Source organism: uncultured Tateyamaria sp., assembly GCF_947494755.1.
In the GTDB taxonomy this organism is placed as follows: Bacteria; Pseudomonadota; Alphaproteobacteria; order Rhodobacterales; family Rhodobacteraceae; genus Tateyamaria.
In genome coordinates, this window is record NZ_CANLVZ010000006.1 from 36,555 (window position 1) to 54,237 (window position 17,683).

The 17,683-nt window shown below is 57.6% G+C and carries 21 protein-coding genes; 13 read left to right on the top strand and 8 right to left on the bottom strand.

The features are described from left to right. Positions 1–31 precede the first annotated feature (31 nt). From Q0908_RS09055 to Q0908_RS09100, 11 genes are all read left to right on the top strand, one after another. Entirely contained in the window at positions 32–940 is a 909-nt protein-coding gene (locus Q0908_RS09055) for a sugar ABC transporter permease (RefSeq protein WP_299283251.1), read from the top strand. Next, positions 940–1,878: a carbohydrate ABC transporter permease gene (locus Q0908_RS09060; RefSeq protein WP_299283254.1), complete on the top strand. Its 939-nt coding sequence runs from the start codon at positions 940–942 to the stop codon at positions 1,876–1,878. Before Q0908_RS09055 ends, Q0908_RS09060 begins: the two co-directional genes overlap by 1 nt. A gap of 4 nt (positions 1,879–1,882) precedes the next feature. Further along, the gene (locus Q0908_RS09065; RefSeq protein ID WP_299283257.1) at positions 1,883–2,590 is read left to right on the top strand and encodes a cytochrome b561 domain-containing protein; all 708 of its coding nucleotides are present in this window, start codon (positions 1,883–1,885) and stop codon (positions 2,588–2,590) included. Between the two features lie 71 nt (positions 2,591–2,661). Then, entirely contained in the window at positions 2,662–3,129 is a 468-nt protein-coding gene (gene aac(6') / locus Q0908_RS09070) for an aminoglycoside 6'-N-acetyltransferase (RefSeq protein ID WP_299283260.1), read from the top strand. A 367-nt stretch (positions 3,130–3,496) separates the two neighbouring features. Then, entirely contained in the window at positions 3,497–3,781 is a 285-nt protein-coding gene (locus tag Q0908_RS09075) for a hypothetical protein (RefSeq protein WP_299283263.1), read from the top strand. Further along, on the top strand, positions 3,778–6,588 hold the full coding sequence (locus tag Q0908_RS09080; RefSeq protein WP_299283265.1) for an AAA family ATPase: 2,811 nt from the start codon (positions 3,778–3,780) through the stop codon (positions 6,586–6,588). Before Q0908_RS09075 ends, Q0908_RS09080 begins: the two co-directional genes overlap by 4 nt. 264 nt (positions 6,589–6,852) lie before the next feature. Beyond that, the gene (locus tag Q0908_RS20405) at positions 6,853–7,041 is read left to right on the top strand and encodes a type II toxin-antitoxin system RelE/ParE family toxin (protein ID WP_366868947.1); all 189 of its coding nucleotides are present in this window, start codon (positions 6,853–6,855) and stop codon (positions 7,039–7,041) included. 62 nt (positions 7,042–7,103) lie between these two features. Then, positions 7,104–7,415, top strand: a complete 312-nt coding sequence (locus Q0908_RS09085; RefSeq protein ID WP_299283267.1) for a hypothetical protein — start codon at positions 7,104–7,106, stop codon at positions 7,413–7,415. A 212-nt stretch (positions 7,416–7,627) separates the two neighbouring features. Next, positions 7,628–9,307: a hypothetical protein gene (locus Q0908_RS09090; RefSeq protein ID WP_299283269.1), complete on the top strand. Its 1,680-nt coding sequence runs from the start codon at positions 7,628–7,630 to the stop codon at positions 9,305–9,307. Positions 9,308–9,310: 3 nt separating this feature from the next. Beyond that, complete coding sequence (locus tag Q0908_RS09095; protein WP_299283270.1) at positions 9,311–9,523, top strand: hypothetical protein; 213 nt, start codon at positions 9,311–9,313, stop codon at positions 9,521–9,523. 402 nt (positions 9,524–9,925) lie between these two features. After that, positions 9,926–10,672 (top strand): hypothetical protein, encoded by a 747-nt coding sequence (locus Q0908_RS09100; protein WP_299283273.1) that lies wholly within the window; start codon positions 9,926–9,928, stop codon positions 10,670–10,672. 5 nt (positions 10,673–10,677) lie between these two features. On the opposite strand, the gene Q0908_RS09105 is transcribed toward Q0908_RS09100, so the two are convergent. Further along, positions 10,678–11,025, bottom strand: a complete 348-nt coding sequence (locus tag Q0908_RS09105) for a hypothetical protein (protein WP_299283276.1) — start codon at positions 11,023–11,025, stop codon at positions 10,678–10,680. Between the two features lie 152 nt (positions 11,026–11,177). Between Q0908_RS09105 and Q0908_RS09110 the strand changes: the two genes are divergently transcribed. Then, complete coding sequence (locus tag Q0908_RS09110; protein WP_299283279.1) at positions 11,178–11,750, top strand: recombinase family protein; 573 nt, start codon at positions 11,178–11,180, stop codon at positions 11,748–11,750. Between the two features lie 56 nt (positions 11,751–11,806). Here the strand turns inward: Q0908_RS09110 and Q0908_RS09115 are convergent, their stop codons facing one another. Together Q0908_RS09115 and Q0908_RS09120 are read right to left on the bottom strand one after the other, a co-directional pair. Beyond that, positions 11,807–12,421, bottom strand: coding sequence for a hypothetical protein (locus Q0908_RS09115; RefSeq protein ID WP_299283281.1), 615 nt, complete (start codon positions 12,419–12,421; stop codon positions 11,807–11,809). A gap of 18 nt (positions 12,422–12,439) precedes the next feature. Continuing rightward, positions 12,440–12,901 (bottom strand): hypothetical protein, encoded by a 462-nt coding sequence (locus Q0908_RS09120; protein WP_299283284.1) that lies wholly within the window; start codon positions 12,899–12,901, stop codon positions 12,440–12,442. Positions 12,902–12,954: 53 nt separating this feature from the next. Between Q0908_RS09120 and Q0908_RS09125 the strand changes: the two genes are divergently transcribed. Then, positions 12,955–13,221, top strand: a complete 267-nt coding sequence (locus Q0908_RS09125) for a hypothetical protein (RefSeq protein ID WP_299283287.1) — start codon at positions 12,955–12,957, stop codon at positions 13,219–13,221. A 5-nt stretch (positions 13,222–13,226) separates the two neighbouring features. Here the strand turns inward: Q0908_RS09125 and Q0908_RS09130 are convergent, their stop codons facing one another. The 5 genes from Q0908_RS09130 to Q0908_RS09150 form a co-directional block, all read right to left on the bottom strand. Then, positions 13,227–13,469, bottom strand: coding sequence for a hypothetical protein (locus tag Q0908_RS09130; protein WP_299283288.1), 243 nt, complete (start codon positions 13,467–13,469; stop codon positions 13,227–13,229). Next, on the bottom strand, positions 13,466–14,875 hold the full coding sequence (locus Q0908_RS09135; RefSeq protein WP_299283289.1) for a TraM recognition domain-containing protein: 1,410 nt from the start codon (positions 14,873–14,875) through the stop codon (positions 13,466–13,468). The genes Q0908_RS09130 and Q0908_RS09135 overlap by 4 nt, the downstream gene beginning before the upstream one ends. Continuing rightward, a complete protein-coding gene (locus tag Q0908_RS09140; RefSeq protein ID WP_299283290.1) occupies positions 14,872–15,177 on the bottom strand; it encodes a hypothetical protein in 306 nt (101 codons plus the stop codon). Before Q0908_RS09140 ends, Q0908_RS09135 begins: the two co-directional genes overlap by 4 nt. Before the next feature lie 108 nt (positions 15,178–15,285). Further along, positions 15,286–16,563, bottom strand: coding sequence for a hypothetical protein (locus Q0908_RS09145; RefSeq protein WP_299283291.1), 1,278 nt, complete (start codon positions 16,561–16,563; stop codon positions 15,286–15,288). A gap of 17 nt (positions 16,564–16,580) precedes the next feature. After that, a complete protein-coding gene (locus Q0908_RS09150) occupies positions 16,581–17,612 on the bottom strand; it encodes a hypothetical protein (RefSeq protein ID WP_299283292.1) in 1,032 nt (343 codons plus the stop codon). Between the last annotated feature and the right edge of the window lie 71 nt (positions 17,613–17,683).

Consider the following 17,683-nt stretch of genomic DNA (forward strand, 5'->3'; position numbering starts at 1 on the left):
GCCCACCTTTGATTTCTCAGGACATATGCAGATGCGCACCGCCCGGCTCAACCGCCTGACCCCTTACATCTTCATGGCCCCTGCTGCCCTGATCATGGGCATCGCGCTGCTTTATCCGCTGGCCTACATGATCTGGGGCAGCTTTCGCGCCTGGAACCCGAGCCAGCAGATCGGTGAGACCGAGTTTGTTGGCCTCAAGAACTACATCACGCTTTGGAATGACGCGGCCTTTCGCGAGAGCCTTGGGGTCACCCTGAAATTCGCCGTCTCGGTCGTGAGTATCGAGATGCTGTTGGGCGTCGGTTTGGCCCTGCTGCTGGATCGCAATATTCGCGGCATGTCCGTTTTGCGCACCCTGTTCATTTTGCCGATGATGATCGCGCCCGTCGTGGTCGGCCTCATGTGGCGCTACATGTATCACCCCACGGTTGGGACCTTTAACCGGATGCTTGAAAAGGTGGGCATCGAAGGGGTGGACTGGTTGGGCCAGAACGCGCTGTTTTCGGTGATCTTGGCGGACATCTGGCAGTGGACGCCGTTTATCTTCATCCTATCGCTTGCGGCGCTGCAATCCCTGCCCCAATCCGCGCTCGAAGCGGCGCGCATCGACGGAGCCACCGGCTGGCAACAGATCTGGCACATCAAGCTGCCGCTGATGATGCCCGTGCTGATTGTCACAGCCCTCTTGCGCATGATCGACGCCTTCAAAGTGCTCGAGGTGATCCTCGTGATGACCGAGGGCTGCCCGGGTCTGTCCACCGAAATTCTGGCCCTGCGTATCTCGCGCACCGCAACCGAGTTCCGCGAACTTGGGGTGGCGGCGGCAATGTCGAACTACCTGCTGATCCTGCTGTTGATCCTGACGGGGGCGATGTTTGCCTACACCAAATTGCAAGAAGCCCGCGCCGCCCGCCTGCGCGCCGCAGCGGAGGACGGCTGATGGCCCATCCCACATATGAGCGCCAGCACCCCGGCTACTACGCACTTCTGGTCGGGCTGATCTTTATGGCCGTCGGGCCGATCGCGCTGATGTTCATCAACTCGTTCAAGCTGGATGTAGACATCATTTCAGGCACATCCGGCCTGCTCTTCATGCCCACGATCCAGAATTACGAGACGGCGCTGTGCGATATCCTGCCTTACGAGTTGGACCACCTCGACTTTTGCGCGCTGAAGTTTGGCGGGGCCTTTATCAATTCACTGATCATTGCGCTGGTGTCGACCGCGCTGACGTTGGTGATCGGGTGCATGGCCGCCTATGCTCTCGTGCGGTTCCGCTTCATGGGGCGCGACACCGCCTCTCTGACCACGCTGATGGTGCGTATGGTGCCCCCGGCGGTGTTGCTGGTGCCGGTTTTCGGGCTGTGGAACAATGAATTTTGCCTCGGCAATGATGCACTCCTGGGCGGGTTGATCCGCGAGACCTTTGGCGGGCGCGGGGATGTGTGCCTTGCGGGTACACACTCAGGCATCATCCTGATCTATGTGGCGATGAACCTGCCCTTCGTGATCTGGATCCTGCAAAGTTTCATCGTGCAGGTCCCCTATTCGCTGGAAGAGGCAGCGCGGGTCGATGGCGCGACGCCCTTTCAGGTGTTTTTCCGCGTCGTCCTGCCCCTGATCAAACCGGGGCTTGCCGCGGCGGCCATCTTTACCTTCCGCATCGCGTGGAACGAATACCTGCTGGCCTCGGCCCTGTCGGACCGCGACACCAAGACGGTGCCGATCCTGATCGTGAACAACATGTCCGAGTTCAATGTGGAATGGGGGGTCATCATGGCCACGGGCATGCTGCTCGCCATCCCGCCGATCATCTTTACCCTCTTTGCCTCGCGCCAGATTATCACCGGCATGACAGCCGGTGCGGTCAAAGGTTGACCCGATGTGGGAGTGGCTACTGGCCCCGGTCGATCCATCCCGCGCCCACGCCGTCGGGGCGGCGCTGGCCTATCACGCGCGGCTGATGGTGCTGGCCTGGGCGGTCTGCGTGCCCATCGGGATCATCGCCGCCCGGTTCTACAAGATCACACCCCGGCAGAATTGGCCCATCGAACTCGACAATCAGGCGTGGTGGATCACCCACCGGGTCGTTCAATACGGCGCGACGGTGTTCATGATCGCCGCCCTGCTGCTCATCCTGTGGCGTCCGCAGACAGTGGCCGTGCTGCCCGGGCCGCACGCATGTATCGGCTGGACGGTGCTCGCGCTGACGGCAACGCAGGTCGTGGGCGGCATCCTGCGCGGCAGCAAGGGGGGCCCCACCGACAGGCAGATGCGCGGCGATCACTATGACATGACGCCCCGCCGCCTTGTCTTTGAATATGCGCACAAATCGCTTGGCTATGTGGCGTGGTTGCTGTCCTGCGTGGCAGTTTTCACCGGGCTTTGGCAGGCCAACGGACCGAACTGGATGTGGATCGCCCTGGGTCTTTGGTATCTGGTGCTGGTGGCCGCATTCGCATGGTTGCAGGCGCAGGGCCGCGCAACCGACACCTATCAGGCGATCTGGGGCAGCGATCCGAACCTGCCCGGCAACAAGCGCCCGGCGATCGGAATCGGCGTGCGCACCCATACGAAGTCCGACGCGTAGCGATAAGATCGCCCCGATCCGTCGCGGAGGGGTACGTTGCAGATGCTGCGAAACCTGCGCAGAATTGCCCCATGCCGATCCGCATCGCCACTTCGTCCGACATCGAGGCTTGGGTCGCGCTGCGCGCGCAACTCTGGGCCGATACGCCACTGGACGCACACCGGGCCGAGGCGGCGGCGATGCTCGCCAAATCGCCCGGCGCGGCCATCGTGTTTCTGGACGCTGTCGATAAAACACACACCCGCGCCTTTGCCGAAGCGACCTTGCGCCACGATCACGTCAACGGCTGCGAGACTTCACCGGTGGCATTTCTGGAGGGCATCTTTGTGCGCCCGGACCTGCAAGGCGCAGGCATTGGTCGGGCGCTGTTGCAGTCGGTCCAATCGTGGGCGCAAGACAGGGACTGCTCGGAACTGGCGTCGGACGCCCATCTCGACAACGTGGCAAGCCACGCCTTCCACCGCGCGCTCGGTTTCGACGAAACGGACCGCGTCGTGTATTTTCGCAAACCGATCCAGGGCCGAAATCGTCGACGTTAGGCATGGCGGAGTGGTTCGGACCAAGGTCGAACCCGAGCCATCGCGCTCAAGGAGCCGGAGGCGGTAGCGCAGTGACAGGATGGCGGAGCATAGCGGAGCTTGTTCGAACCATTGGGACGAGTTTTTCAGCGAACTTGAGCGTTGGGAAGAATTATTAACCGCGCGGCCTGACTCTCCTGTGGATGACTGCGCAAGCGAACCTGATCCGCCCAACTGACGCCCGCCACCACGTTCACTTTCAAACACAACCCAACCAACCCGCCCTCGTTTCCGAGGGCGGGTTTTTCAATTTCTGACCCGAGACGCCATGCCCGCCAAAACCGATCACCGCCTGACCATTCGGTTCACGCCGCAGGAGTATGCCCTTTTGCAGGCCAAGGCGGGTGATACGGCATTGAGCGCTTTTGTGCGTAAAGCGGCTTTGGGCGAGGTTGCGGCGCAGCGGGCAAAGCCTTTGCGCAGACCGAAGGCGGATCAACGTGATTTGGCTGCGATCTTGGCGCGCCTGTCTTTGCATCCCTTGGTACAGTCTTTCAAAGATGCCGACAGAGATGTCGCAGACGCCACAACGACAGACAAACTGGATACCTGCGCAGCGCTTTTAGAGGACGTGCGCGCGATGCTGATGCAGGCGCTGGGGAAAGCGCCATGATCCTCAAAGGCAGCCAGCGCAGTGGTGGCAGAGCTTTAGCGCTGCACCTGTTGAACGCACAGGACAATGACCACATCACCGTGCATCAATTGCGTGGATTCCTGAGCGATGACCTCGCAGGGGCCTTTGCTGAGGTTGAGGCTGTGGCATCCGGCACGCGCTGTGTGCAGCCGTATTTCAGCGTGTCGGTTAATCCGCCACCTGAGCGCAGCGCCGAACTGACGGACAAAGACTTTCGCGCAGCGGCCTACAAAATTGAGCGTGCGCATGGCCTCAAGGGCCATCCCCGCGCCATCGTCTTTCATGAGAAAGACGGGCGCAGACATGCGCACATCGTCTGGTCGAGGATCGACGCCCAAACGATGACGGCCAAGAACCTTGCGCATTACAAACGCAAGTTGATGGGCGTGAGCAAAGAACTTTTTCTGGAGCATGGATTCGATCTGCCCAAGGGGTTCGATGATCCAGCCCTTGCGTCACAGGACCGCGTTTCCCTTGCCGAATGGCAGGCCGCCAAACGGCGTGGACGCAATGCCATCGATCAAAGGCAGTTGATCAAGCAGTGCTGGGAGGTCAGCGATGGCAAAGCCGCGTTTCAAGCGGCCTTGGCTGAACACGGGTTTGCCTTGGCGCGCGGTGACAGGCGTGGGCATGTGATTGTTACTGCCCATGGACAGATCATCGCCGTTGCACGCGCCGTTGGTGTCAAAACCAAAGAGGTACGCGCAAAGCTGGGGGATGCAGATGCATTGCCCGGCGTCGAAACGGCCCGTTCAAACCTTGCCCAAGATGCCACCGCTCGCTTTGCGCAAGCGGCACGCGAGATACGATCCGGCCTTTCAGAGCAACGCCGCGCGCTTGATAAAAAGCGCCAAGCACAGATCAAGGCGCACCGTTCTGCGCGTGAGGCGCTAAAACGCACACATGTAAAAGCCCGCGCTGACGCTGTTGCGCAGATCATGCCAACCCGTGGCGGGCTTGCCGGATTGTGGGATCAAATCACGAAGTCCGGTCAACGGCGGAAAGATCTTCGAGCGCTCAAGACGCGCCTCGATACAGAGCAAGCTGCCGAATGGCATGACTTGCGCCGCACGCAGTTAAACGAGCGCCGTGTATTGGAGGCCAAACGCACTGAGCTGCGGCGTGCGGCCTTTGGCCTTGTGGGTGATCTGCGCGCTGAGCGTGACGTGATGGTTGCGCAACTGACGGGGGCCGCACCGCCACTCAAAGGCAAATTAAAAGATCAGTTCGCGGGCACCATCCCCGCCGACCCAAGACAAACGTTCTTCGCCCGCGAGGCGACAGGCCCCGTCACGGATGCCCAAATCAGGGCGAACCCCGTGCGCCTTTTGGATCGTCTTGGGTATTTCAACGCGGCCTTCACCGAGCGTGATATCAGCCGCGCTCTGGCCAAGATATTCCCTGATCCGCTCTCTGCATTGAGTGCGAAGAAAGCCGTACTTGCCGCGCCAGACCTATTGCGCATGGAAGGCAATGAGCGCCGCTTTACCACGCGTGATTACGTTCACGCGGACACGCGCCTGCAATCGACGTCTCGCACTCTTTTAATGCGGCGTTGCAAAGCACCAAAGCGCCAGCAGATTGAACACGCGGTCACTACGCAGAACCGAGTATTGGCCAAATTTAGCGCGGTTCTCAGCAACGAACAACGCAACGCAGTGGTCCAGATGACCGACACGTCGCGCCTGTCGATGGTTGTTGGGCGTGCGGGCACGGGCAAAAGCACGATCCTTGCTGCCGCCAATGATGCATGGGCAAAGGCCGAGATCACCGTCCACGGCGCAGCCCTGTCCGGCAAAGCCGCAGCAGGTCTGCAAGGGGCCTCGGGCATCGCCAGCCGCACTTTGGCGTCGCTGGAACTCAGTTGGGCCAATGGCCATGAACCGATCAAACCCGGCGACGTGTTGGTCATTGATGAGGCGGGCATGGTCGGCACACGCCAACTGGACCGGATCGCCCACAAGATTGACGAGATCGGTACAAAATTGGTTTTGGTCGGCGATCCGGATCAATTGCCCCCAATTGAAGCTGGGCAGCCGTTTCGAGGGTTAATTGACCGCCACGGGGCTGCATGGCTTTCCGAAGTGCACCGCCAGACATCGGGCTGGCAAAAAGACGCCACAGGTGATTTGGCAGCAGGCCGGATCACTCAAGCTGTGGCGGCCTATGCTGCGAAAGGCTGCGTCACCCCCGCACCGTCGCAAAACAGCGCGATTGCGCATTTGACCCAAGACTATCTGACGGATCGCGCTGCTGCACCGGATACATCTCGTTTGATCCTGGCCCACCGCCGCCGAGATGTGCACGCGCTTAACCAATCTGTGCGCGAGACATTGAAGTTTGCTGGAGACCTTGCAGAAGGTCCGTTGCTAACCACCGATCAAGGACCGCGTGAGTTTGCCGCGCGCGACCGCGTCGTGTTCACCGCCAATGACCGCGACATCGGCGTCAAAAACGGCATCCTTGGTACAGTCCGCCATGCCAGCGATACGAAGATCACGGTTGATCTGGATGACGGTGGCCGGGTGTCGTTCGATCCTGTCCAGTTCCGTTCTTTTGATCATGGCTATGCCGTCACGATCCACAAGTCGCAGGGTGTGACCGTGGATCAGGCCTATGTGCTGGCGTCAAGGACGATGGATGATCCGCTGACCTACGTGGCAATGACGCGGCACCGCAATGACATGCGCTTGTATGTCAGCAAAGAGGATCGTCCCACTTGGCAGGACGTGGCTAGGCCCAGATCAACGTCTGAACAGCAGCCGGGCATGCGGTTTCGAACGTGATTGCTGACGGTTGGTTAACTAACCCCTTCGATTGGGAAATCGACAAGGAATTTTACCAAAAACCAACAGACACACACAAGGCGATCCAGTGAGCAGTCATTGGTGCATCGCGCGGCTAAGGTCCGGAGAGAGCCCAAGGCGGTCATCAGTTTTTTTCGCTGCAAGCGCAAACTGCGCACAAATTGCCGCGCCAGCGAAAATTTCAGTGCTATTGGGCGGATAGAATAGCAGCCATTCGTTCACGGTGTCGTCCGCCCTGCTCTCATGCAACGTGTTGGGTTCGAAGTTCGAGCGAGAACGCTGTGCCAGTTTCCAGAGAAGGGCAGGCCCTACAAGGACGGTTACAGGGTTTTGGTGGCTGACAGAGGCTACCGGATCTACTATCGTGCCGACCATGGACGTGAGATTGTTGTAGTCTTGCACTTTCTAGGTTCCAAAGAACTTGCACGCTAGGGATAGCATGCAGCAATGTGAAAAGGGAATGCAGTGCAGAAAATTTTGGACCGTCATCACAGATGAACTTAGCAGCAATTTTTTTAGCTATTGCGATCGCCTTTGCTTCTCTGCCGACCTCAAGCCCTGCAGAAGCAATAATAGAAAAGTGTGTGCCAATATCTTTTTCGGGAGAAATTAATTCTACAAATGGGTTTCACCTGAGATACCAAGATGCAGGCAAAAATTTTAGAAAGTATTTTGTTTACAATAGTAAAAGTGGTTGCAGCTTAATTGTAGAAGAAAAGCTTGAAACAGAGCGCGATAGAATATGGCTATTTAGAATGGCGGAACTTACTACTGGAATCCCAGTTTGTTCGCCCTTCGCCGGTTAAAGTTAGTCGGTTTTTACAAGACAGAAAGGTTGAGTCAGAGATAGTTAATCAGGAATTCAAGGAGTGCCGAAGGTTGCATACAAGGCAAGAATGTAAGGGAATAGTTGTGGAAAAAACACAAAATAACTCGGCGATTGTTTCTATTGATCGAGTGGGCAAGAGGTCAGTGATAAATTTATATATGAGCAGCGCATATTTAAATGGAGGTCAGCATGACTAATTTTTCGATATCTGATGAGCTTAGAGGTACGGTTGCTGAGAGAGCTACGGATTTTTTGAACAGCGGTACAATAAATTTTGACGTAGTATCCGCCGACGGGAACAGTGCGGCAGCGCTGTCACTAATTGAGGTCCGGTTGGGTGACTCAAACTTAGTTTCGTCTGGTGTTAGAGGCTATTCTCACTTGAATAGTACGGGGGTGAATGGGGTAGGTACTGTTTGGACATTTCCCGATAGGATGGGGGTTCGAGAAAAAGCTCAGTTAGATAGGCAAATTACAAATATCATACATGAAGCGAATCATCTTGATGAAGACATTGACCGCCAAAGGGCTCAAATTAGCTCTGATTTAGCGGCGTTGGGTGTAGATACGTCAAAAGAAAGGGTGCAAGTTGTTATCGAAGAGAAGCGCGTTAGGGATGCCACTAACGTAATCGATGAGCTTTCTCCAAGTTTTAGAGCTAGAGGTCATTTCGATAATATTGACACGGTAATCTCAAAGTATGGTCGAGGCCAGTTATCTGATGAAGAAAAGGGCGCGATTCGAGATTACTTCAATGGATCAAGCTACAATGCTCCAACAGTTGAGCTCAATGGTAAGATTTATGGCGTTAATGTAAATGGTGACTTGGTTGAACACCTAGATGGACAAGAAGTAATCGTTGAAGAAGTATCGGCTAGCGACGAATGCTTCCTAGCTGATACATCAATTCGCATGTGGCCACGTGATCCGTCTATTAAACCGCGCGCGGACGGCAGCTATGACGAAGAGCTGGTGCTTTCGAAGGTCTGGCACAAGCCGATCAGCGAAATCGCAGTCGGTGACATTATCGTGGCTTACGACAAGCAAGGGCGGTTGCAGCCGGACCGCGTCACGCGAACGATGCAGAACAACGCCACGCATATTCTGGACTTCTGGGGCACGGGCGTCACACCTGGTCACGCCTGCTATTGCGCTGACGGCCCGTTCAAGGGCGAACATGCACCCATCATGGACATTCTGCGCACGGATACAGCCATGATGCGCACGGATGGCACGATGTTCCGTGCGACAACCAATTGCGAAGTTGGTTCGATCGGGGATCGCATGATCCATGCTGAGGCAAGCGCCCAAAAGCCAGACGGCTCGTGGACGCCCAAGAAGCGCGGTCAAATTCGCTTTGGCACCCGCATTTCGACGCCGGACGGCAAGAAAAGCGTGTCCGTTATGGAGATCGCCGAGCGAAAGGGCTGGAGCCTGTCTGATGATGGCTACATGGTCGGCAAGATCGAGGGGGAGGACGGCACGCTTCATGAAAGCAAATTCCCGTTCCCTTACACCGATAGCGCAGAGCTGCCAAAGCCAGAGGATTACATCCTCACACGTTCGCAGGTCACGCTTGAGGACATCTACAAGGCCGGTGAGTGGGAACAGATCGGCACACGGATGCCTGCACCGGCAGGCATGGTTGGGTTCAACCCGAACGCCACCAGTACGATGTTGCAGCCGTCCAAGCCAAAACCCAACCTTCCGCCCGCTTTTGCGAACCGCTCAGACGTTCCGGCGTCGCTCAGCAAGGCGCAACGCCCTGCACAGGCCGCTGCTGCACCTTCAATGAACCGCAAGCAGCGTAAGGCCATGGAAGCCAAACAGCGCAAAGCGGCCAAGGCCCGCAGACGGCTGGCGAGCTGATCCATGAGTGACCACGACAAAGACGATTTGGAAGGGGTGGAAGCCATTCCAGTCTATGATCGCGTGACCTCAAGATTTGAATGGCGCAAAAGACCGGTGGACGTGCCGGAACCGCCCCGCTGGCGAACCTATGGGATTGAGGTGTCCGACGAGAACGGCAACCCGATGCCATTTGTGGCAAACGGCATGTGGGTTAAGAACGTACCCAATACGTGACACCGCTTTTCTAGCTCGCCGAACGTCCGTTACTGCGGTATTCTCTGCAAGACGACGACAAACGTGCCGCACTTGCGAACGAATGCTGCGTCAGCGAGGTCTCAAAATTCAACGGCAGCTACGTCCCGCATAGGAACCGTCGGTGATAAGCGTTTTGGACGTCCGCTTTCGCTTGATCTTGCTGGCTGCGTTGCGCTTGTTCTTTCTAGCCTCTCGCTGTCATCGCCCAAAGTTTGCGCACACACCCTCATTTGCGGTATACTATTCATATGTTTTTGAGAGACTTACACCATGTCTGCAACAGGTCTTTGTCGATAACCGAGCAACCACTTGTTCGGAACGCTTCGCGCGCTGATTGGGTTCACGCCACCCCAACAGCATCTACCTCAAAGGCGGTGTGTCATGCTTGATCATACTGATAGCGAGATTGCCGCTTCAAACGCGACAACCAAAAAACAGCGCGACTTTGATGATCTGCAAAACGAGATCAGCGGCGCTGATACGGGCCGCATGCGCAAGTTTCTCAGCCCGGATGATGATCGCACGCCTGAGGGCAAACGGCGCAAGGCGGAACGGGATCGTACCAACCGCACGCTGGAAGAGCTGATGCGCGATCCGGAATATGCGGCGCTTTACACGGAGTTTGGCGACAGGTTGATCACTGCCGAGCGTGACGCGGACACGGCCCTTGCCAAGATTGAACGCCAGCTTGAGACCGCGCAACAGGTTGTCTCTGATTTGGAAGCCCGCGCCGCCCGCGATCCAAGCGGCAAGCAAGTGTTTCAATATGCAGATGGACGCGTTGTCTATGCCGATGGCTCAGACGTGGAACTCGATATTGCCGAAGGCATTGTCTGGCCCGACACTGCCCCAAGCGCCGAGGACTACTTTGCCGCCAAATCGCGCGTCCAATCTCTGCAAGACCAATACGCAGAATGGGATGTCTACCGCCATGACGTGCTGGGCGATATGCGCAATCGCTACGGCGATGACGACGCCCCCATGAGTATGGATGACCTCAAACGCGATCTGGATCGCATTGAGCGGTTGAACCCCGCAAATGTATCACTGGCACAGGATACCAAGGCCATAGATGCGCCTGCCGTGGAAACTGCTGCTGCGATCGCAGTGCCAATGGCGCTTAAGTAGCAGGCCTAGGGCGCGAACGTCCCGCAGGCCCCTTCCAACACCAACATGATCACCGCAGTTGGATGATACTCCGCGTTGCGCGCAATGACGGCGCGGATTTCAGCGTCGCGCTTGGCAGCGATGTCTTCACTGGCGGCATACCATGTATCAAGGCACTGCCCCGTTGGCGGATTGGTCCGCGTCGCAATCAAGGACGCCATCGTCACGGCAATGCCGATGAAGTTGTCCTGTCCCTCCACAGACCACGTCAAGAACTCTTCGCCTGTGAACTTCTCGGCCAAAGATTCCTGTGGACTGATCGCCGTGACCGCTGCAACCACGATTGCCACACCCCAAGTTGCTATGCTGTTCATATTCCTAGGTTTTTGGACAGAGGTGATCTTTACGGGATTCTATGGTTGGGGTAAACAGGACAGCACGGAACACAGCGGTTTGCGCGCAATGTCAAGCGCGGCGCGGCGTCAATTTTGACAGGATCGGAAAGGTAGGTTTTCGATCACAAATCATGCCCCGCACCCTTGGCTACATCCGCGTGTCCACGCGCTCCCAAATGCCGGATCGGCAGATCGACGCCTTGCGCGCGACCTGCGATGAACTTCATATCGAATACGTTTCTGCCGTCGCCGATGCACGCCCTGTGTTTGATTGCGTGATTGACGCACTTGCGCCGGGTGACAGCTTTGTTGTCACGGATTTGGATCGCGCCTTTCGCTCTTCCATCGACGCGATCTTGACGGCGGAACATTTGCGCCAGATGGGCGTGACGTTCCGCATCCTGTCTATGGCCATTGATACCAGCACGGCCGAGGGCGAGCTTTATTATACGATCGTTGCGGGCTTTGCGCAGTTCGAGCGCCGCATGATTTCAAGGCGCACCAAGGAAGGGTTGGCGGCAGCCCGCGCCAGAGGGGTACAACTGGGGCGTCGCCCCAAGTTGTCAGAGGCGGATGTATTGGCGGCATATCGCCAGCTTGACTCGATGTGCTGTCAGGACGTGGCGGCGGTGCATGGCGTGTCCCGATTGACGCTGCAACGCGCGTTCAGGCGGTTTGGATTGGCCTATCCGCTGGAGGGATAAACCAAAAAGGGCATCCGCACTGCGAACGCCCTTCCTTGGTCAAATAGTCGGTGCTGTTACCCCATGCGCTGTTGCTGGCCCGGGGCTTCCAGCTTTTCCGCCTTGCGGGCGGCGATTTCTGCCGCGCGCACTGGCTTGTGATAGGCCTCTTCGACCTCTTTGCCCGCCTTATAAAGATCACGCCCATGCTGCGCCTTGAACGCCTCCTGCATCAAGGATTTCGCCCCTTTCTGCGTGATGCCCAACTCTTGCGACAGGGACACCGCCGCCTTGTCATAGGCCTGATAGAAGGGCTGTGTCGGCCCTTCCTTGATCTTGACGCTGATACCGTCCGCCGCTGCCAGAACGCGCGCTTGCGCGGTTTCTGGCAGCGCCTCTTGCGTGGTTTGCAACGCTTCGCGTGTGGCATTCAATGTCTGGTCATACCGCCCTTGATAGAGATCGCGCAGAATGGCTTCCCCCTTCAGGGCGTCGAACTTTTCATCACGGGCGTAGACATGCGCGTAGTCGGTCAATTTCTCACGGAAACTGCCGGAATGGTGGATGGCTGCGTGCAAAACGCCAGCAATCGCCCAACCTTCGCGGAATTGCGTTTCCGTCAGGCCGCGCCCGTTAAAACTGTCGCGGGCGGCCTGCACATTTGCCGGTGTGGCTCCTATCGTGTCATTCATCGTGCGTCCTTTCGATACTTAAATGCGTTTCGGGCCGGAATGGACCTGATTGAAGCTCTGCGTCAGGTTTTGTTCCTGCGCGGGCGCATCGCGGGCGCGGATGTCTGCTGCGAGGTCTGTGAATGCATCTGTGCCATCACGCCTGATCGCTTTGATGCGCCGATCATGGTCCGACTGCACACGCGCATGCGCCTTTCGATCCAACGCGTCCGCATCGTATTGTTTGTGTGCCCAAGGCGGCAATGGTCTGTCCAGTGCGACGCTGTGCTCTTCGCGCAAGATCATCTGTTTCGCTTCTGCCATACGTTGTGTCGCATCGCGCTTGAATGCAGTCTGTTCCTGCATCACACGCGCGTCCGTCTCGCGTTGGATGCCCTTGAAGCGGTCCCAGTCTTCTGGTGTGCGCAAGGCACGTTGCAGATGCTCTTGAACCGCGCGCTCAAACACGCCGCGCACGGCGTCCGTCGTGGATAAGCTCATGTATTTTCTCCATAAATTTGTGTCACTGCGTCCAAATTTGCTATGCTGGATGCATGCAAAACTTTGAGACATTTGAAGACGTTGAGGAATGGCTTGCCCCCATGGGTTTTGACGCGTTTTGGAACGCCGTCATCTCCATCGGGCTTTATGACGAGAGTGATCGCGCCCATTGCGACCGCACCCTCGTGGACGGCATCGCAGACATGGAAACGGTCATGACCGTGACCAAGATGTTTGCGCGCGAAGCCTTGGTACGCCAGTTTGATCTGCCGTTTCGCTGCGATGTCGCTACCAAACCCGATCTTTCCGTGATCGCCTAAGCCCGTCATGGCGCGGCTTTCAGGAACCGCACCCACGGGCAGTGCCCGTGCTCGGCAGGCAACGTGACGACACCAGACAGCCCCCACCAATCGCAGATGATGTAGTGGCGTTGCGCAAGCGGGTCATAGACCCGCCCGTTGTCGTAAAACCGATAGCTCAACGCCAGATGCGGCGTGCCCCAGATGGTGATGGCCAGCCACAGTCCCAACGGAACGAGCAGCCACGCAAAGAGTGCGAGAAGTTTCATATACGTGCCTCCGGTGTTTTTAGGGTGAGGATAGAATCGGCGGGCAGCGTGCCGCCTTCGAGCGGATTTGGGGCGATAAGCGAGGCAAAAGGGCCAATCTGGTTTTGCGCAATGGTCCGGCAGGTAAAAAAGCCAATGCCCTTGATCCAAACCAACTGCTCTTCGCGTGGCATGGCCATGAGCTCAGCCGCACTCAGCCACTTTTGCTTGATCAGGCTGAGGTTTTCCTGCGGCGCGCCGCTTCCGCTCAATGTTGTGGACAATGCGTGCTGTTCGCCAATGGCGTCAGAGATGCGTTTCGCCTCTTCTATGGAAGAGAAGCCAAGCCATTGTTTTACAACGCTGTTTTCTTCAATGGTATGGGTTTCTTGCTCACCAAATCGTCGAATGATCTCCGATCTGGACTGGGCTATCATGTGGATTTCCGCCCCATAGGCGCGCAGGGTCGTTAGAGATTCTACCAATGATTTCAATGGTGTATTGGTAAATTCGTCGCAGACCGCCCGCAAAGCGCCCGCCCCATTATAAAGCGCGTCGCAGAAGGCGAGGATATGCAATGCGTAATAGACCCCCAAACGATTTATGTTCGCCTGCGGGCCTACCAGCACGATAAAGTATCCGTCGCGGATCAGATCCGCATGGGTCATCGTGGCATCGCGCCCAACCTTATTCAGGCGATTGCCGGGCGAGAACAGTTTCAGGGACCTGCGCGCGCTGCCCAAGTGCTGCCCCCAGTTGTCGGTTTTGGACATATGCAGAATGTCGCGCGCCATCGCTTGGATGGCCTCATCGCCTTCATCCGCCTCGATCTGCGCCAAGGCCAGCAGCATGTCCGGATCACTCAGAAGCGCGGACACTGCGCCGGGTGTGGCCGTATCGGCATCCCTGCGCACCAGCACATTGAACGCAAATTCATCAAGGTCCTGTGGCATGTCCCGAAAGTGTTGGTTTTGATCCGGGCCACCGGGCGGGTTTTCGATCAACGCATGCACGATAGTTTCTACAACCAGACTTAAGTCCAGTGGTTCGCGGCGGTACGTCGCTACCGCCGCGCCAAAGGGATTGAGACTCACCCGCCATTGCGCCAGTTCGGGGCGGACATTCATGTCGTCGATCACGGCGACCTTCACACCCATTTTGGCCAGCATCGGCACTAATTGCACCGCCACCTCGCCAGACTTAGCGTCCAGCGCCAGAATGCTGGCCTCATGAACAGTAGACAGCAGTGAATAAATCCACGGAATCGCGCCCCGCGTGGTTTTACCGCCCCCCGCCGCGCTCAGGGTCAGCGAATGCCCCTTTGGCGCGAGGATTGGTCTATTGTCGTCGCTCAGACCAATGAGACGCAGGCCTTCAGTGTCCAAAACACCGCGACGGCCCAGTATGTTGCCAAACGGAAAGCTCATTTCATCAAACCCCGCTTTTTGAGGTCTGACAACCGCGCCATCTCATCCGCCTTAAGATCGACGCCTTTAGTCTTGAATTTAACGCGTTTACCAATGCGGGGGAGCAACCGGACAAGATGAAACAATGCCTTGCCTATGCAAATCAGGCCACCCATTGCACAGCACGCCGCAATAAAGCCAAAGAAGAACCAGTCCGGGCTATAGGCCTGCCATGTGATGTAAGCCATGCCGAATCCGCCACTGGCCCGCAGCGCGTCGGCATTCACTTTCCAGACCAACTCCCAATCGGTTTCGTCCGCCATTAGGTATTCCTTTCTCAAGACAAAAAGGTGCCGCGCGGCTGCGCGGCACCTTTTTATCTTGCCTCTCTTAAAAGACCGCCCGGGGCGGTGCCCGGGCGGAATGTGGGCCTATTCAGCCCCCACGACACGCAGCGGATCCATCAGCACCCAAGCATCATTGGGGATGGTCTGTGCGACCAATGCAGTCTCAGCGCCCACGCCCTTGTTCCCGCGCGTGGCCGGAATATGAAACGGCGTGGCCCAAACCTGCGCATCAACGGCGATGCGCAGCTCGCCCGTCACGCCAGACGACACAGCGCTACCCCCATAGAAGTTCAACGCGATCTGCATGGACGACAGATCAATCGCACCTTGCAGCGATACGGTTTCGAACGCCGTACCGGGACGGATGGTGACGTCCTTGAACAGACGACCCGCAGGCGTTGCCGCGTTGGCGTAGAAGATCACATCCGCACTTGGGGATGGGCGCACGTACAAATCGACGTCCACGTTTTGATCCCACGTCGCGCCAATCGTGACCGACGATGCATTCTGCCAGATCGGCGCAGGTGCTGGCGCGTCTTCCGGTGCCGCTTGGTAAAGCGCAGGCACTGATCCGTTGTCCGGCGCAAAGGTCAGCATCTCCAGCTTGTCCGTCGACACCAAAGGTTCAGGATCGATGCGGTCGGGCACTTCGCCCGCCGCCAATCTAAACAGCGTGGCCAGATCGTCGCCAAAGTAGGCCATCTGCACCCCGTGCGCCTCAGCACTCAGGGTCCAGAACCGTTCGACACTGAATGCATGCGCAGGTGACACGACCCAGTCTTCGCCAACAAGGCCAAAGAACAGATCCATGCTGTCAAGCGATGCGGGCAGGCCAGCGGTGCCGTAAGGCGTTTGACCCGCTGTCGCCGCGATATGCCCATCACCGGGCACACGCGCCCCGCGCATTGACACGGACGGCGCGCGGGGATCATCGGCAATCGGCGATCCAATTACGATCACAGCCGCGTCCCCCTTTGCATAGGACCCGCGCAGTGTGCGCAAGAACCCTGGCAGATCAATCTGTGCGACACGACCCGGCACAGGCTCCGCACCGTTAACAAACGGCTTGAGCGCCCCGATCAATGCACGGTTAGCCTGCAACCGTGTGCGGGGATTGTCGCTGTTCTTGCCGGACGGTACCACAAAGCTTCCCAGCAGCCGCACATTGGCTACGTCGAAGAACAGGGCTGTCTCGCCCGATTGCAGATGGGTGGCCGCGTGCAGCAGCATTTGCTCTACCTGCGCCTGCACCGCTCCGCGGTCCTGATATGGCGACAGACCAAAGATCAGGTCGCGTGCCGAGGCTGGCAACGCAAGCGCAAGGCTCACCAAGACAGCAGTAAAGGATGATGTATAGGTCATGAGATATCTCCTGTTTCTCAAAGGATCGGGTCGTGGCGTTCGCCGCGTCGGGCGTCATAGGCCAGCACAGCAAGGTTGATTTGCGCCTCAAGCGACGCGGTGTAGCCCGCAAGCTCGCCTTCGCTGTTGCCAAGGGTGTCTTGCAGCTGCGCAATCCTGGCGTCCAAGGCCGCAAGCCGCCGCAGCAGGTCGATGTACTCGGGGTTTTCGACCCAGTAATTCGGGGAATAGAACGCAGCCAATTTATCGAGGCGATGCGCCAAAACACTGCTCACCGTAATCTCGGTCAGCAAGGTGACCACCGTAAACGCGGTGGCGCGCATGCGTTCCCACCAGCTTTGATCGTCAAGCAGCCCCGCTGTGACAGGTCCCGCATCCAGACCATGGAACGAGGCCGCATAGAGCAACACCCAAAGCAGGATGCAGATCACCGCAAGGATGTTCAGCCCATAGGTGAACGCGCGACGCAAACCTTCATGGTGCAGATGCGACCACATGGATTTGACTGCCCATGCCGACAACGGTGCCAGAGCCGACATCGTCCACACGAGCGCGCCCGACTGGAAAATCGGTAGGCCTGTACCCTCAAGATTGGCTTTTGCCGTCAACAGCGCCGCGAGCGTGGCGACGACCAACAGCATCGCCAAAATGACCGCCTCAATCCGGTGCCGCCATTGCCAGTCGCCAAAGGGCGTCTCAATCTGCGCGTCCGCGCTGCGGCCATGGTTGGCCTTGCTGGCCGGAAGCCATTGTGGCGTTTCCGCAAGCCGCGTGGCGATGATCGCACGCTCAGCGAGGGCAGTGTTTAACGCCGTCGACACGTCCGCGATCAGCAATTCCAGACGTTTCATCGCAGCGCCATACTTGGCCATAAACGCCGCTGTGATCAGTTCGACCAGCCTTTTGCGGCCTTCATCCGCATCAAGGATTTTGAGCGCAGAGGCCAAAAGGATCGGTATCAATTCGGTGATCAGGTGTCGGATATGCGTACCCGCGCCGCGAAACGGATCGCCGGGATCATTGCCAGTTGTGTTGTTATCGTCAGACATGTCGTGTCCTCTATTGAAAAAAAGCACCGCGCAGAGGCGGTGCTTTCCGGGTAGGACAGGTCGAGATTTGC

Coding starts and splice junctions, on each gene's coding strand:
- Q0908_RS09115 (WP_299283281.1), bottom strand. CDS start 12,421: ATGAATGACACGATAGGAGCCACACCGGCAAATGTGCAGGCCGCCCGC.
- Q0908_RS09135 (WP_299283289.1), bottom strand. CDS start 14,875: ATGAGCTTTCCGTTTGGCAACATACTGGGCCGTCGCGGTGTTTTGGAC.
- Q0908_RS09080 (WP_299283265.1), top strand. CDS start 3,778: ATGATCCTCAAAGGCAGCCAGCGCAGTGGTGGCAGAGCTTTAGCGCTG.
- Q0908_RS09110 (WP_299283279.1), top strand. CDS start 11,178: ATGCCCCGCACCCTTGGCTACATCCGCGTGTCCACGCGCTCCCAAATG.
- Q0908_RS09125 (WP_299283287.1), top strand. CDS start 12,955: ATGCAAAACTTTGAGACATTTGAAGACGTTGAGGAATGGCTTGCCCCC.
- Q0908_RS09060 (WP_299283254.1), top strand. CDS start 940: ATGGCCCATCCCACATATGAGCGCCAGCACCCCGGCTACTACGCACTT.
- Q0908_RS09065 (WP_299283257.1), top strand. CDS start 1,883: ATGTGGGAGTGGCTACTGGCCCCGGTCGATCCATCCCGCGCCCACGCC.
- Q0908_RS09100 (WP_299283273.1), top strand. CDS start 9,926: ATGCTTGATCATACTGATAGCGAGATTGCCGCTTCAAACGCGACAACC.
- Q0908_RS09150 (WP_299283292.1), bottom strand. CDS start 17,612: ATGTCTGACGATAACAACACAACTGGCAATGATCCCGGCGATCCGTTT.
- Q0908_RS09095 (WP_299283270.1), top strand. CDS start 9,311: ATGAGTGACCACGACAAAGACGATTTGGAAGGGGTGGAAGCCATTCCA.
- Q0908_RS09055 (WP_299283251.1), top strand. CDS start 32: ATGCGCACCGCCCGGCTCAACCGCCTGACCCCTTACATCTTCATGGCC.
- Q0908_RS09120 (WP_299283284.1), bottom strand. CDS start 12,901: ATGAGCTTATCCACGACGGACGCCGTGCGCGGCGTGTTTGAGCGCGCG.
- Q0908_RS09140 (WP_299283290.1), bottom strand. CDS start 15,177: ATGGCGGACGAAACCGATTGGGAGTTGGTCTGGAAAGTGAATGCCGAC.
- Q0908_RS09105 (WP_299283276.1), bottom strand. CDS start 11,025: ATGAACAGCATAGCAACTTGGGGTGTGGCAATCGTGGTTGCAGCGGTC.
- Q0908_RS09090 (WP_299283269.1), top strand. CDS start 7,628: ATGACTAATTTTTCGATATCTGATGAGCTTAGAGGTACGGTTGCTGAG.
- Q0908_RS09130 (WP_299283288.1), bottom strand. CDS start 13,469: ATGAAACTTCTCGCACTCTTTGCGTGGCTGCTCGTTCCGTTGGGACTG.
- Q0908_RS20405 (WP_366868947.1), top strand. CDS start 6,853: ATGCAACGTGTTGGGTTCGAAGTTCGAGCGAGAACGCTGTGCCAGTTT.
- Q0908_RS09145 (WP_299283291.1), bottom strand. CDS start 16,563: ATGACCTATACATCATCCTTTACTGCTGTCTTGGTGAGCCTTGCGCTT.
- Q0908_RS09085 (WP_299283267.1), top strand. CDS start 7,104: ATGAACTTAGCAGCAATTTTTTTAGCTATTGCGATCGCCTTTGCTTCT.